This is a genomic window from Reyranella soli (assembly GCF_007992495.1).
Classification (GTDB): domain Bacteria; phylum Pseudomonadota; class Alphaproteobacteria; order Reyranellales; family Reyranellaceae; genus Reyranella; species Reyranella soli.
In genome coordinates this window covers 14836-29956 of record NZ_BKAJ01000020.1, presented here as the reverse complement: position 1 = coordinate 29956, position 15121 = coordinate 14836, and the positions used below count along the sequence as shown (strand labels likewise).

7 protein-coding genes are annotated in these 15121 nt (G+C 67.7%); 4 read left to right on the top strand and 3 right to left on the bottom strand.

Annotated features, from left to right (window positions below; all coding sequences use genetic code 11):
• Positions 1-11: 11 nt before the first annotated feature.
• Entirely contained in the window at positions 12-2123 is a 2112-nt protein-coding gene (locus tag RSO01_RS05675; protein ID WP_147147062.1) for a molybdopterin-containing oxidoreductase family protein, read from the bottom strand.
• A gap of 47 nt (positions 2124-2170) precedes the next feature.
• Between RSO01_RS05675 and RSO01_RS05670 the strand changes: the two genes are divergently transcribed.
• The gene (locus RSO01_RS05670) at positions 2171-3370 is read left to right on the top strand and encodes a COG3904 family protein (RefSeq protein WP_147147061.1); all 1200 of its coding nucleotides are present in this window, start codon (positions 2171-2173) and stop codon (positions 3368-3370) included.
• Position 3371: 1 nt separating this feature from the next.
• On the top strand, positions 3372-5009 hold the full coding sequence (locus RSO01_RS05665) for an AMP-binding protein (RefSeq protein WP_147147060.1): 1638 nt from the start codon (positions 3372-3374) through the stop codon (positions 5007-5009).
• Between the two features lie 158 nt (positions 5010-5167).
• On the opposite strand, the gene RSO01_RS05660 is transcribed toward RSO01_RS05665, so the two are convergent.
• Positions 5168-10966 (bottom strand): autotransporter-associated beta strand repeat-containing protein, encoded by a 5799-nt coding sequence (locus tag RSO01_RS05660; protein WP_170302862.1) that lies wholly within the window; start codon positions 10964-10966, stop codon positions 5168-5170.
• Between the two features lie 379 nt (positions 10967-11345).
• The gene (locus RSO01_RS05650; protein WP_170302861.1) at positions 11346-12746 is read right to left on the bottom strand and encodes a DUF3987 domain-containing protein; all 1401 of its coding nucleotides are present in this window, start codon (positions 12744-12746) and stop codon (positions 11346-11348) included.
• Positions 12747-12998: 252 nt separating this feature from the next.
• Between RSO01_RS05650 and RSO01_RS05645 the strand changes: the two genes are divergently transcribed.
• Positions 12999-13733, top strand: a complete 735-nt coding sequence (locus tag RSO01_RS05645; protein ID WP_147147057.1) for a peptidoglycan L,D-endopeptidase MepK — start codon at positions 12999-13001, stop codon at positions 13731-13733.
• A gap of 419 nt (positions 13734-14152) precedes the next feature.
• Positions 14153-14992, top strand: a complete 840-nt coding sequence (locus RSO01_RS05640; RefSeq protein WP_147147056.1) for a protein NO VEIN domain-containing protein — start codon at positions 14153-14155, stop codon at positions 14990-14992.
• Positions 14993-15121 lie beyond the last annotated feature (129 nt).

Here is a 15121-nt window from a genome sequence, read left to right as displayed (position 1 = left end):
GGAAAGGTTGGTCATGGCGCCTTCCGTATCCAGACCGCGGTGTCGTGGAACACCGCACCGCCATTGGGCCAGCCGGGATCGGCCGAGGTCAATGCATTGATCCCCATGCCGGTCTCAAAATTTCGGTTGGGCCAGATGCCCTCGACGACGACGACCCCCTTCTGCTGGCCCGCCCGCGGCTTGCAATGCACGATGGTCTTGCCGCGATCGTTGCCGATCTCGAGCCGCTCGCCGTCGGCGAAGCCCAGCGCGACGCACTCCTCGGGATTCATCATCACCGTCGGCCGCACCTCGCGCTTCTGGCTGCTCGGCGTCTCGGTGAAGGTCGAGTTGAGGAAGGTGCGCGCGGGTGCGGCGACCATGCGGAAGGGCTTGTCCGGCGTCGGATTGTCGATGACGTCGAAATGATCCGGCAGGCTCGGCATCTCCTTGCCGCGCGGGCCGTAGGCCGCCCAGTCGGGCTTGAAGCGGAACTTCTTGTCGGGCCAGGCGAAGCCGTCGAGGAAGTGCGAGGTCTCGAAGCCGAGATGGAAGTCCTGCCCGCCCTTCCTCCAGTTGGTCTCGGCATCCCACATGCCCGACTCGCGCAGCGATTCGTCCATGATCTCCCACGGCGTCATGTCGAAGCCGCGATGCTTGGCGCCGAGCCGCTTGGCCAGTTCGCTGATCACATAGTGGTTCTCGCGGCACTCGCCCGGCGGCTCGATCACGGCCTTGGTGACCTGGAAGAAGGTGTGGCCGCTCGCGGTATAGAAATCGTCGTGCTCGAGGAACATGGTCGCCGGCAGCACGATGTCGGCGAAGGCCGCCGTCTCGGTCAAAAACTGCTCGTGCACGCAGGTGAACAGGTCCTCGCGGCTAAAACCCTTGTGCACCAGCTCGAGCTCGGGACAGACCATCGCCGGGTTGGTGTTCTGGATCAGCAGTGCCGTCACCGGCGGGCCGTTCTTCAAGGCCTCGCGGTCGCCGGTCAGGATCGGCCCCAGGCGCGACTGGTCGAGCTCGCGCAGCGAGGTGTCGACCATGTCGAGCCCCTCGATCAGCGTCTTCTTGATCGGGTACATGCCGGTGTGGCCGTAGAGCGCGCCGCCGCCCTTGTATTTCCACGCCCCCGTCACCGCCGGCAGGGAGGTCACGGCATGCATGTTGGCTGCGCCATTGCGGCTGCGGCTGAACCCGTGATGGCAGCGGATGAATGACGCCTTGGTCTGCCCATAGAGCCGCGCGAACGAGACGATCTCCTCGACCGACAGGCCGGTGATGCCGGCCGCCCATTCCGGCGTGCGCGTCGCCACGTGCGCGGCCAGCTCATCCGGCGCATCGGTGTAGCGGCGCATATAGTCCCAGTCGGCATAGCCCTCCTTGAACAGGACATGCATGACCGCCACGGCCAGCGCGCCGTCGGTGCCGGGACGCACGGCGAGATGGATGTCGGCCTGGTCGGCCGTGCCGGTGCGGTAGGGATCGACCACGACCAGCTTGGCCCCGCGCTTCTTGGCCTTCATGGCGTGTGTCATGACGTTGACCTGGGTGTTCACCGGATTGCCGCCCCAGATCACGACCAGGTCCGAATACTCGTCGACCTCGCGCACGTCTGCGCCGCGCTTGGCGCCGACACCGGCGATCCAGCCGGTGTCCGACAGCGTCACGCAGATCGTCGAAAAGTAGCGCGAGTACTTCATCTCGTTGCGCAGCCGGTTGATGCCGTCGCGCTGCACCAGCCCCATCGTGCCGGCATAGTAGTAGGGCCACACCGTCTCGCTGCCGTGCTGGCGCGCCTTGGCGATGAACTGCTCGGCAACGATATCGAGCGCGTCTTTCCACGAGATCTCGGCGAACTGCCTGGAACCCTTCGGCCCCACCCGGCGCAAGGGCTTCATCAACCGGTCGGGATGGTGGATGCGCTCGGCGTAGCGCGCGACCTTCTCGCAGATCACCCCGGCGGTGTAGTCGTTGCGCATCGAGCCGCGCACCCGCCCGATGCGCCTGGCGTCCAGCCGCTCGACATCGAGCGCGCAGGTGCTGGTGCAATCGTGTGGACAGACCGACGGCACGATGGTGACACCGGATTCAATCTTCTTGGCCCCTGCAATGGGTGCAAAGGCATGATCGTCGGGGGACATTCCTAGACGCTCCGCGAAAAGTACCGCAGCATACCGCGCGTCCGCCCATGGGAACACCCCGCCCCCGCCGTGCCACGAGTGCCGATGCCACCGCCATCGCCTCGCTTTCGCCCACGATTATCCCCACGGAGTCGGACGACCGCGCCGTGTTCGTGATCGACGGCGCAACCGGCCAACCGGTTGCCGTCATCGACCTCAGGCAGATGCGCGATCACATCAGCGTCGAGCATCTTGTCGGCGACAATCGCCAGCGCCGCGCCTTGCTCGCTCACGCCGCCGCCGCAGCCCGGGCGATGAATCTCGGCGAGCTTCGCTGGCCGGGTTTCGCAGGCGGCCGCAAGCGCGTCCGCAACGGTCCCCTGCAGCGGGCCGGCGACTATCTCGAAGATCTCGGCGTGCCGCTGTGGCGCGACGGCACGGCCTCGCTGCCGCAGACGCTTTACTTCCGCGGCACCTGGGCCGCCGTGGCCCTGTTGATCGGGTTCGGCAGCATCTCGGCCGCGGTGTTCACCAGCGACGACGTCAGGCTCCCGCACATCGTCATCCCCGCGCTGCTGTGCGCCGCCGCGTCGGCTTTCGCCGTCCATCAGCTCGGCCTGCTGACCATCGCGGCGCGGCGCGTCGCTGGCCGCGCGGCGTTCGCCGCGACATCCGGGGCCGCGGCTGCCGCGATCATCGCTGTCGGCGCCCTGCTGGCCGATCGCGCCGTGCCCGCGCTGATGGAATTGTGGAACATCTATTCCGGCGACACGGCCCTCAATCAGCTTGCCGTGCGGGTCAGCGCCGACGGCCGCACGCTCTACGTCGAGGGGTCGTATGGTCTGGGCGGCGAGGAGCTGGTGCGCCGGGCGTTGGACCAGAATCCCGACGTTCGCACCGTCGTGCTGGCGGGCCCCGGCGGACGCCTGTCCGTCGGCTTCGAGCTCTACGACCTGTTCCACGACCGCAAGCTCGCCACGCGTGTCGACGACGAATGCGCCTCGGCCTGCACCTTTGCCTTCCTGGGCGGAGTCGAGCGCAGCATTTCGCCGGGCGGGCGGCTCGGCTTCCACCGCGGCAGCTTTCCCGGCCTCAGCGACAACGACTTGTTCGAGACCAACCGCGACCTGCGGCGCTTCCTGCTCTACACCGCCAGGCTCGCCGCGCCCTTCGTCGATCGCGTACTCGCCACGCCGCCCGACGACATCTGGGAGCCGACGCTGCAGGAATTGCTGGCGGGCCGGGTCATCAACCGCGTAAATCACTGACATGATCCCGCGCGGCGTTCCGTATGACGAGGCGATGCGCCAGTTCCGCTGGCCCAGGCCCGAACGATTCAACATGGGCCGCGCCGTCTGTGAACGACATCCCCGCGAGGCGCTGGCACTCATTGTCGAGGCTGCTGACGGGTCGGTTCGCAACTGGACCTTCGGACATCTGCTCGCGGCAAGCTCGCGGCTTGCCAACGCGCTGGCCGCCAAGGGCATCGGCAAGGGCGACCGAGTCGGCGTGTTCCTGAGCCAGGGCGCCGAGCTCACGATCAGCCATATCGCCACTTACCGCATGGGCGCCGTGGTGCTGCCGCTGTTCACGCTGTTCGGCGAGGAAGCGCTGGAGTATCGCTTGGCCAACGCCGAGGCCTCGGCCGTGATCACCGACATGAGCCAGCTGCCCAAGGTGCTGGCCGTGCGCGATCGCCTGCCGCATCTCAAGACCGTCATCGCGATCGGCGCCGGCGCCAACGGCAGCGCCTTCCTCGACTGGGACCGCCTGCTGGGTGCGGCGTCCGACAGCTTCGCCACGGTCGACACCTTGGCCGAGGATCCCGCGCTGCTGATCTACACCTCGGGCACGACCGGCCAGCCCAAGGGCGCGTTGCACGCCCATCGCGTGCTGCTGGGCTCGATCCCGCCGGTCGAGCAATGGCTCAGCCACTGGCCGCAGGGCAACGAGGTGATGTGGACGCCGGCCGAATGGGCGTGGATCGCCGGCCTGTTCGACGCCCTCTTCCCGGCCTGGTTCTACGGCACGCCGGTGGTGGCGCATCGTTTTGCCAAGTTCGATCCCGAACGCGCCTTCGCCCTCCTCGACCGCCATCGCGTCGGCGTCGCCTTCATCCCGCCGACGGCGCTCAAGATGATGCGCCAGGTCCACAAGCCGCAGGACCGCTGGTCGTACGACCTGCGCGCTGTAAGCACGGGCGGCGAGGCGATGGGCGAGGAGCTGCTCGACTGGGGCCGCGACACCTTCGGCACGACCATCTCGGAGGGCTACGGCCAGACCGAGATGAACTTGATGCTGCTGAACTCGCCCGAGTGGTTCGAGGTGCGGCCGGGTTCGTGCGGCCGCGCCTGCCCCGGCCGCAAGGTCGCGATCGTCGACAATGACGGCAGGCTGCTGCCACCCGGCGAGGAAGGCCAGATCGCGGGCTTCAGGCACGATCCCATCGTCATGCTGGAGTACTGGCGCAATCCCGAGGCGACGGCGAAGAAGTTCGCCGGCGACTGGCTGCTGACCGGCGATCTCGGGCGCATCGACGAGGACGGCTACGTCTTCTTCAAGAGCCGCGACGACGACGTCATCACCTCGGGCGGCTACCGCATCGGCCCGGGCGAGATCGAGGAATGCCTGATGCGCCATCCCGCCGTCGCCATGGTCGGCGTGGTCGGTGTGCCCGACAAGGTGCGCACCGAGATCGTGAAGGCCTTCGTGCAGCTGCGGCCCGAGATCGTCGGCACCGACTCGCTCAAGGCCGACCTCGCCAATTTCGTGAAGACCCGCCTCGCCGCCCACGAATATCCGCGCGAGGTCGAGTTCGTGGCCGAGCTGCCGCTCACCACGACCGGCAAGATCATGCGCCGCGAGCTGCGGCGCCTGGATGCGGAGAGCAAGCGCGGCCATCGCTAGCGGCGCTCTTTCGTCATCCTGAGCGTAGCGAAAGATCTCATCGCCATTCGCCGGAATGCGCTTTGTACGGTCCGACGATGAGATCCTTCGCTACGCTCAGGATGACAGAAAGTCATCACTGAATAATAACTTAAGTGCTCATCGAGGGCAAGCCCGGGCTACCAGGAAAGCCTCAGGCCGACATTGAGGGCGTGGTTGTCGGTGCCCGATCCGATGTCGCCGTCGTAGCGCAGGAAGATCGTGGCGGTGTCGGCGATCCTGGCGCCGGCCTGGAAACCGATCACCGCGGCGTCGCGCTGCGGCGTGGCGCCGTAGACCGTGAAGCTCGCCGCGGGCGCGCCGGCGAAGGCTGCCGTCATCGGCCGCGCCGTGTCGGCGTATTCGTGCAGCCAGCCCAGCCGCAGCCCGAGATCCACGGTGCCGATCGCCGCCGCGAGATCCGCGCCCAGGGTCGTGCGCAGCGACGTCGTCGTCTGCTGCGCCACGTTCAGGCTGAGCGAGCTGGCGCCCCATTCCTGGAATGCCGCCTGGTTGACGCTCGACGCCTGGAAGCGCGCGAACGGCGTCAGCCTCGCGTTGGCCGGCGCGTAGATGTCGAAAGCGTAGCCCGTCTCGACCTGGCCGAGGAACTGGTTGGCCCCCGTCGAGCCGTTGGCCGTGCGCGGCTGCAGGTTGGGAATGGAGATCTGCCGCTGCAGCTGGTTGTTCGAGTAGGCGTAACCCGCCAGCGCATCGAGGTAGAACGCCGACTCCGTGAAGCTGGCATAGGCCGCGACGCTCACCGTGTTGGCCCAGCCCCTGCCCTGGAAGCTGTCGGCCCACTGGGTACCGCTGGTGAAGCCGGCGCCGAGGCCCAGAAGCAGGCTCGGCATGACGCGATAGTCGATGCCGGCGCCGGTACCGCCGACATTGTAGGTGAATGTCGAGGCGTTGCCGTTGCCCTGCACCGAACCGACGCCGCCCAGGGCGCTGCCCCACACGCTGAACGGGCTCGAGCCGTCGCAGGCCGCGACATCGCAGGCCTCGGCAAGCGCCTGGCGCTGGCCCGAGCCGCGACCGCCGCGCGCCAGCGCCATCTGCTGGCCAAGCGCATTCATGAACAGGGCGTTGTTGGCGACGTTGAACGAGCCGAAGTCGGCATAGGGCTGGCCGCTGATGGCGTTCAGCGCCGGCCCGGCCTGCGCCGTGCTCGCTCCGGCGAGCGCGCCGATCACCGTGGCGAAGTCGCCGGTGGCGCCGGCGTAGCTCTGGTCGAGCGCCTGTCCAACGGCCCGCTGGTTCCCCGTGTTGCCGCCGAAGCCGGAGAACGGCGTGCTGCCTTGCAGGGCCAGGGTCAGGAACACGTTGTTGGCGTTGTAGGCAAGCGACGGCGTCAGGAAGGCGAAGTTGCTGCTCACACCGTCGTAGGTCCCGCTCACGCCGCCGGTGGCGTTGAGGATGGTGTAGGTCGTGCTGTTGGCGTAGCTGCCGCTGGCGGCCGCCACCTGCACCGTGCCGCCGTTTAGAGTGGCGGTGCCCGTGACGTTCACCCTGTCGCTCTGGCCCGCGGCGTTGGCCTCGACGACGTAGGTGCCGCCGTTCTGGGTGAAGGTGCCGTTGACGTTCAGCGTGCCGATCGAATTGCCCGGGGCAATGGTGGCGCCGTTGGAGACCACGCCGCCGATCGTGCCGCTGCCGCCCAGCACGCCGCCATTGTTCAGCGTCACGCTGCTCGCGAGCGAGCCGTTCACGACCAGCGTGCTGGCGTTGACGGTCGTCGGCCCGGTGTAGGTGCTGGTCCCGGTCATGCCGAGCACGCCGCCGCCCTGCAGGGTCATGCCGCCGGCGCCCGACATCGCGCCGGCATAGGTGCCGCCGCCGGTCTGGTTGAATACGACCGACGCATTGTTGAGGATGTTGCCCTGCAAGCTCGCGCTGTTGCCTTGGAGTACGCCGCCCGAGACGGTCGTGCCGCCGGTGTAACTGTTGATGCCCGCCAGGATCAGCGTGCCGGCGCCGGCCTTGGTGAAGGCGCCGCTGCCGCTGATGTTGGCAGCCAACGTCGTGCTGGCCGCGCTGCTGGTCGCAAGGCTGCCGCCGTTCAGCAGGATGCCGCCGCCGCTACCCGAGAGAGCGCCGACCGAGACAGCATTGCCGCCGTTGTCGAAGACACCGCCGTTGATCGCGAGCGCGCCACCTGAGGCCAGCGAGGCGCCCGCCCCGAGCTGCAGAGTGCCGCCCGATACCGTCGTACCGCCGCTGTAGGTATTGGCCCCCGTCAGGAGCATCGTGCCGGTGCCGGCCTTGTTGAAGCTGCCGGTGCCCGACAGCACCCCGGCGTAGCTCGTGCTGGCGTTGTTGACTCCCGCCGTCAGCGCCGCGCCCAGCTCCACCGCACCTTCGCCCGCCAGCGAGCCGATCGTCTGGTCGAAGCTTCCCACCACCAGCGTGCCTGCCGGCCCAACGTTGAAGGCGCTCGCCGACGAGAAGGCATTGGCCGCCCCCGCCGCCAGCGCACCGCCGTTCACCGTCGTGGCGCCCGAGTAGCTGTTGGCGCCGTTGAGCGACAGCAGTCCGGCGCCGGTCTTGACCAGGCCGCCGGCACCCGTGATGGAGCCGCTGAACTGCCCTTGCTGCACCGTGAGCAACTGGCCCGCCACGTTGCCCGTCGACACCGTGCCGGCTCCTCGCAGGTCGCCAATGGTGACGTTGAAGCCATTCAGGTCCAGCACCGCTCCAGTGCCGACGGTCGTCGTACTGGTGGTGAAGAGGTTTGCGCTGTTGGCGTTTCCAAGCTGCAATCTGCCGCCGGCGACTGTCACGTTGCTGTCGTCGGCACTCACCGCTCCCGTGGGCGCCAGGACGACGGTACCGGCATTCGTACCGGTGCCGAACCTGATCCCTGAGAAAGCGCCTCCCGCCGCCAACGAGCTCGACGTCAGCAAGAGCGTCGTTCCGGTCGCAGCGGCGATCGTACCGGAGTACCCGAAGGAAAACGGTGGACCTATCGACAGGGCATTGGAGAGCGTGATGTTGCTGATCGCCAGCAAGGTACCGCGCTCCATCTGGATGGCGCCCGTTCCCAGCGCCTCGTTGGAATTAACGACGAGCGTCCCTGCGTTTTGCACTTTGACAGTGCCGGCAAAGCCTGCGGCGCCAGTCAGCGTCACGCTGCCGCTTCCCGCAATGATGAGCTCGCCCGAGCCGGTCATGGTGTTGCCGACGACGATGTCGTCACTGCGAACGAAAAGCAGCGCGCCGTTGTTGATCACCGCGCCGGTGCCCAGGCTGCCGGACGTGCCGCCGCCGCCCACCTGAATGGCACCGCTCGAGATCGTGGTGGAGCCGGAATAGGTATTGTTCCCGGTGAGCACGAGCGAGGCGAACGCCGCGCTCTGCCGCGTGAGCGAACCAGTGCCTCCGATGTCGTTGGCGACGATGAGGCTGCCGTTGTAGTTGAACGAAAGCCGGCCGTTGTTGGTCACCGTGCCGCTGCCGAGCGAGCCGCCGGTAGCGCCGTCGCCGATCTGCAGGGTGCCGCCGCTGATCAAGGTGCCGCCGGCGTAGGTATTGTTGCCCGTGAGAGTGAGCGTGCCGTCGCCGGTCTTGGTCAGGCCGCCGCTGCCGCCGATGGCGCCGCTGTGGGTGAGCGTGGTGCCGGTTGCCGTGTCGAAGGTGCCGCCGCCGGCATTGAGCGTCGTGGCGCGCGACGTGGCGAAGCTCGCCGTCGCCTGCAGCCTGCCGCTGTCGAGGGAGAGCGTGCCGGCGGCATTGCCGAGATTGGCGTTGCTCGACACCGACACCGTGCTGCCGCCCGTGATCGTGGTGCCGCCGCCGTAGCTGTTGGTGCCGGTCAGCGTCACGGTGCCGCCGCCCTGCACCGTGAGCGCGCCCGTGCCCGACATGGTGCCGGTGTAGGTGCCGTTGCCCGCCTGATCGAAGCGGACATTGGCGTTGTTGGCGATGTTGCCCTGCAGGCTGGTCGTCGTGCCGGCCAGCGTCGTGCCGACGCCCGACACCGTGGTGCCGCCGCCGTAGCTGTTGGTCCCGCTGAACGTCACCGTGCCGCCGCCCTGCACCGTGACGGTGCCCGAGCCGGACATATTGCCGGCGTAGGTGCCGTTGGTTGCCTGGTCGAAGGTCACGGCGGCGTTGTTGGTGATGGCGCCCTGCAGGCTCGTCGTCGTCCCCTGCAGCGTGCCGGCCGCCACCGTCGTGCCGCCCGAGTAGGAGTTGGTGCCGGTCAGCGTCATGGTGCCGGCGCCCAGCTTGGTCACCGCGCCGGTTCCGCCGATGGTGTTGGCGACCGTGAAATCGTCGCTGCGGTTGAAGGTGAGCTGCGCGTTGTTGGTCACCGCGCCGCTGCCCAGCGTGCCGGTGGTGCCGCCGTTGCCGACCTGCAGCGTGCCGCCCGAGATCGTCGTGGTGCCGGTGTACGTGTTGTTCACCGTCACGATCAACGTGCCGTCGCCGGTCTTGGTGAGCGATCCGGTGTTGCTGATGGTGCCGCCGAGGGTGAGCGTGGTGCCGGCCACCGTCTCGAACGTGCCGGCGCCGTTGAGCACCACGCTGCGCAACGTGCCGAAGCTCGCCGTTGTCTGCAGCGTGCCGCCGTTGAAGCCGATGTTGCCGGATGCAGCGCCGAGATTGGCGTCGGCCGAAACGGAGATCGTGCCGCCGTTGGCGGCGGTGCCGCCCTGGTAGGTGTTGGCGCCCGTCAGGGTGAGCGTGCCGCCGCCGGTCTTCCTCAGGCGGCCGACGCCGCCGATCGCCCCGCTCATCGTGGCGTCGAAGCCGTTGGTGTTGAGGTTGGCGCCGCCGGAGTCGAGCGTGACGGTGCGGTTGGTGTTGAAGGACGCATCCCAGCGCAGCCCGCCGCCGGTGCCGCCGGCGGTGCCGAAGGTGAGCGTGCCGGCGCCGCTGCCCAACGTCGCGTCCTGCGCGACGGCGAACGCGCCGCCGTCGATCCGCCAGTTCAGGGTCTCCGTGGTCGTCCCGGACAGCACCCAGGTGCTGCTGGTGCTCTTCATGATCTGGTTGAAGCCCCGGTACTGAGCGGCGGCGCCGACGCTCGACATGTCGAAGCTGTTCGTGCCGGCGCCGGCCATGTCCAGGGTGTTGGTGTTGCTGCCGTCGCCGTTGGCGACGACGTTGCCGACGATCACGGACGTTCCGGCGATCTGCAGGACGTGCGCGAAGTTGGTGTTGAAGGTAATGGCGTTGGCGCGCGTCACGCCGTCGCCGGAGAGGCCGCCCTCGATCGTGCCGAAGTTGACGACTGAAATGCCTTCGACGACGAGGCCGGTACCGCCGGCGCCCGCCGTGCCGTTCCCGCTCGTCCCCACGCCGGCCGCGCCGCCGTTGCCGCCGCGTATGGTCCCGGAATTGATGAAGATGTAGCCGGTGTTGCTCAACTGAACGCCGGTGCCGCCGTCGCCGCCGCTGCCGCCACGACTGCCGGCGCCGTCGGGCGCGGCGCCGCCGGCGCCGCCGTTGCCGCCGATGATCGACGCGCCCTCGGCGTTGCCCTGGAGAGTGTTGCCCGAGCTGATCGCACCGACGCCGCCGGCACCACCGCCGCCGCCGCCGCCGCCGCCGCCGGAACCCCTTCCGCCGGCGCCGCCATTGCCGCCCCGGAGCGTGCCGCTCTCGTTCTGCAGCGAGGTCGTGGTGAGGGCCTGGAAGCCGCCACCGCCGCCGCCGCCGCCGAAAGGAACTACGGCGCCGGCTTGGCCATCGAGGCTACCGGATGTTCCGCCGGCGCCGCCCGCGCTGCCGCCGTCGCCCCCGCCGCCGTTGCCACCGCCCGAACCGCCGCCGCCGCCGCCGCCGCCCGAACCGGCGGTGGCGTTGCCGCCCGTCCCCCCTGCGGTGGTGGCTCCCGCGCCGCCGGGGCCGCCGAAGCCGGCGCCGCCGTTGCCGCCGTCCGCCCAGGCGGGCGACAGTGGGGCGATGGCCGTGAGGGCCGTTGAAGACATCAATACCAGCGACACCCAGGCCGCTGCCTGCGACAGGCCAACCCGTCGCCCGGACTCCCGCCCGGTCCCAACGCTACGCATTTCTACTCGGTGACTCCCCCCAAAGCTGCGCCATCTTGGAGACGACGAGAGTGCGGTTCAACAGGGACAGGCTGCCGCCGCTCCTCAAATGGCGCTGGCCGGCCGAAACGTTAGAGGGTGAAACGTTAGACCCCGGCCAGGCCGCCTATAAAGTTTTCGTCTTCTCTTGCCTCATGGTCTTCCTCTTCCGGACCGCGAGCCTCCGGCTCGCTCATGATTCATGAGCGAGCCGGAGGCTCGCGGTCCGGAAGAGCATGAGCGTAAGAAAATTTCATTTCGGACATTTCCGCTGTTTCCGCTACGGGTTTTCAGGTGCGGCCAGCGCCGGATTGACCAGCCAACGGTTGGCCGGCCGCCCGGGTTTGTCGCGATGGGCGAGATCGGGCTGGACGTAGCCGAGATAGTGCAGGCGCTGCAGCACGCTCTCGGTCTCCTCGGCCGTCGCCGCCTGGCCCAGCGCGCGCCGTCGAATCTCCTCGCGCGAGACGTCGGCCGGCCGCTTGGCCACCAACCACCGCGCAACACGCAGCACGCGCTTGGAATTGTCCGAGAGCTCGGCGCTGTCGAACACCGCCTTGGCGTGCGGCCAGTAGTAGTCGCGCCACAGCGCCGCAACGGCTTCGACCTGCTCGGCGCCGATGGCGCCGGGCCGCTTGGCCTTGCCGTCGATCGTCGCCAGCAGTTCCAGCACGCCGGCCAGCCGCACGATCAGCGACCGGCTCTTGCCGATCCATGCCGCCTCCAGCCCCTCGACGTTCTGCCGCTCGGCATGCAGCGCCGCCAGAACCTTGTCGAGCGCCGCGCGCCCACGATCGTCGACGGCGAGCACGCAGGGATCGTCGGCGCTCCCGGCCAGCCGCGACAGAGCCCGCAGCCGATGCAGGATCTCCTCATCGCGCGCGCCCTCGACCACCGCGAGGGCGCGATAGGGCTGCGGGCCGGGCCAGGCAAAGAGAAAGCGTGCGGCCAGGCTGTCGTCGCCGGAACGCAGCGACTCCTGCAGCCGCTCGGGACGAATGGTCTCGAGGATGCTGACCGCAAAGCGCGGCAGCGATCGCGCCGGCTGGCGCGGACGCGCCACGGTGACGGCGCCTGAATCCCAGGCGGCGAGCCATGTCGTGCGATGGCTGTCGTCCTCGTCATCGTCCGCGGCGCCGATCCAGACCGCCGGACCGTCGCGCCACAGCAGGACGCCGCGCGGGTTGCCCGAGACGATGTCGACGAGCGCCACGGGATCGGCATCGCTCGCCACAACCTGCGAGGGCACGAACGGCGCGGCGTCGCCGTCCTTGCCACCGCCTTGTCTGGTCTGCGCCGCGCGCCGCTCCTCGTCGCCGGCGCGCCGCTCCTGTTCGACGAGGTCCAGCAACCGGCGCATGGGCGCCAGCGCCGCGGACTTGCCGGTCGACGGCTCGCCCACCACCGCCTGCCACAGTATCAGCGGCTCGTCCCAGGCCGGCGTGACGCGCACCCGCACGCCCGCCCCGCACACGGCCGCGACACCCGCGAGCACCGACTGCACGACATAATCGGCCGGCGCGCCGGTTGCCTTCTCGGTCTCGGCGATCCAATCGCGCCACGGCTGCGGCAGCAGCGCCAGTGGCGCGGACGGCACGGGACTGCGGCGGCTGTCGAGGACGCTGAGGTCCGGATCGCGCCAGTCCGGTTTCGATGTGTTCAGGTGAAAGGCGTAGGACACGGCGAGTCCTTTCCGTAGCGATACGGAACAAAAATAGAACGCGCCGTCAGACATGTCAATAACTTAAGTCAGTGAACCAAGAACCACAGTGCAGTCAGTGCTGGCATGGAGACCATCCGTCACGCCCGATCCTGTGCTTTGCGCAGGACATCAGAATGCTGCGCTAACATGATCCGCCGACGGCGTTTTCCGCTTGCCGCACAATCGATTTCCGATACTGTGGCAAAAATACAACAACATTAGGACGCTGGCATGTCCCCCCTCATGCTGAGCTTTGCTGCCGGCCTGTGCCTGGCTTTTGCCAGCACGGGATTTGCCCAGACCAAACACAGCGTGCCGAAGCCGCCTGCCGCCTTGCGTGGCAACGGTGCCGAGACGCCCGCCAAGAAAGTCGTCGCCAAGCCGGTCGCGGCAAAGGCTTCGACGGCGCATTCGGCCAGCCGACCGGCGGCGAAGGCGCCGGCAAAGAGCCAGGTCCGCGCCGCCCGCTACGGCGGCTTCGTGATGGCCCCGCCTCCTCCGCCGCCGACGCTCGACACCACCAGCCCGCGCACGCTGAGCCTGGTGAACGTCAATTCCGGCGAGGCTCTTACCGTCACCTACTGGTCCGGCGGCACCTACCAGCGCGAGGCCTTGAACCAGCTCAACCACTTCCTGCGCGATTCGCGTGAAGGCGGCGAGACGGAAATGGACCCGCTGCTGTTCGACGTCCTGTGGCACACCCAGATGCATGTCGGCTTCAGCGGCCCCGTAGAAGTCCTCTCGGCGTTTCGTTCGCCCACCCACAACGCCTGGCTGGCGAGCGTCAGCCGCGGCGTCGCCAGCGACAGTCAGCACATGAACGGCAACGCGATGGATATCAGCATGCCCGGCGTGCCGGTGTTCAAGGTCCAGCAGGTTGCGCGTTCACTCAACATGGGCGGTATCGGCTTCTACCCGCGCTCGGGCTTCGTCCATATCGACACGGGGCCGGTACGTTATTGGTAGGAGCGCGCCTGGTAATGGCGACGGCGCCGCCCATTGATCGGCGATTGCCTGAAGCGAGTCCCGGCTGGACGTGCGAACGCAGTTGCTGACATGATCCGGCATCTCCCCGCGAGCGGCGCTGATGGCGGCACTGTCTCAACGCCACCCCCTTATTGACGTGGAGTCATCGAAATCCGGTGCGCGATCCCTACAAGAAAGAAGCCGAACAATGATCAAGGTCTGTCTGCCAGCTGAAGTCGATCCCTACTCAGAAATCACCCGGTGGTGCCGGGAAGGCATTGACGAGGACACCGGTTGCTATCCCCAAATTGGAATCGATGAGAGTGGCGGCTACTATCTTCACGTCCCCGATCAGGGCAGCGCCCTATTTGCGAGGGTGATGTTGGACTGTCCTATTTCAAACTGAGACAGCGCCCCCGATGGCGGAGGACTGGACCGACGACGAGAACGACGCAATCGTCGTGGATTACTTTGCGATGCTGGCTGACGACGTCGCCCGCCGCCCCTACAACAAGGCTCTGCACAACCGCATACTTCAGACCGCGATCGATCGGACACACGGATCGATCGAGTACAAGCATCGCAACATCAGTGCAGTGTTGAAGGGCCTTGGGGAGGACTGGATTCCCGGATACAGGCCGGCATTCAACATCCAGACCTCACTGACCGATGCCGTGGTGCGCTGGCTCAATCGTCATCCCGGATGGCTTGCTTCGATTTCGCGCCGCTCCGCAAGCGCCGGGCTGGCATTGGCACGCGAGGGAACAACCCTGTGGATCGGCCCGCCACCGACACTGAGCAATGCGCCGCCTCCGGATGAGCTGGAACAGATGACGGCGATCGCCCGCAAGTATGACATCGCTGAGCGCGATGCCCGCAATCGTGCCCTCGGTCGTGCCGGCGAGGAACGAGTGTTGGAACACGAGCATGCCAGCCTCGTCGCTGCCGGACGCCCCGATCTCGCCGAGCGCATCCGCTGGGTATCGCATCTGGATGGAGACGGCGCCGGTTTCGACATTCAGAGCTTCGAGATCGACGGCAGCAACCGTCTGGTCGAGGTGAAAACGACCAATGGCTGGGAACGCACACCTTTCCAGATCACGCGCAACGAACTCGCCGTTGCCGAAGCGCGCCGTGAGCATTGGCATCTTGTGAGACTATGGAACTTCGCGCGAGAACCGCGAGCGTTCGAGCTACGCCCGCCGCTCGAAGCTCACGTCTCGCTAATGGCGACGAGCTATCAGGCAAACTTCCCGTAGAGGATCAAACGTCGGTTCCTCCGCGCGGCAGGTACATGATCAATTTTCCGGCAGCACACTGCCAAACTGGCGCGCCGACAACGTGCCTCGGCCCCGACACTTAAAAAAACCGCGCGTTCTTGGCGAATC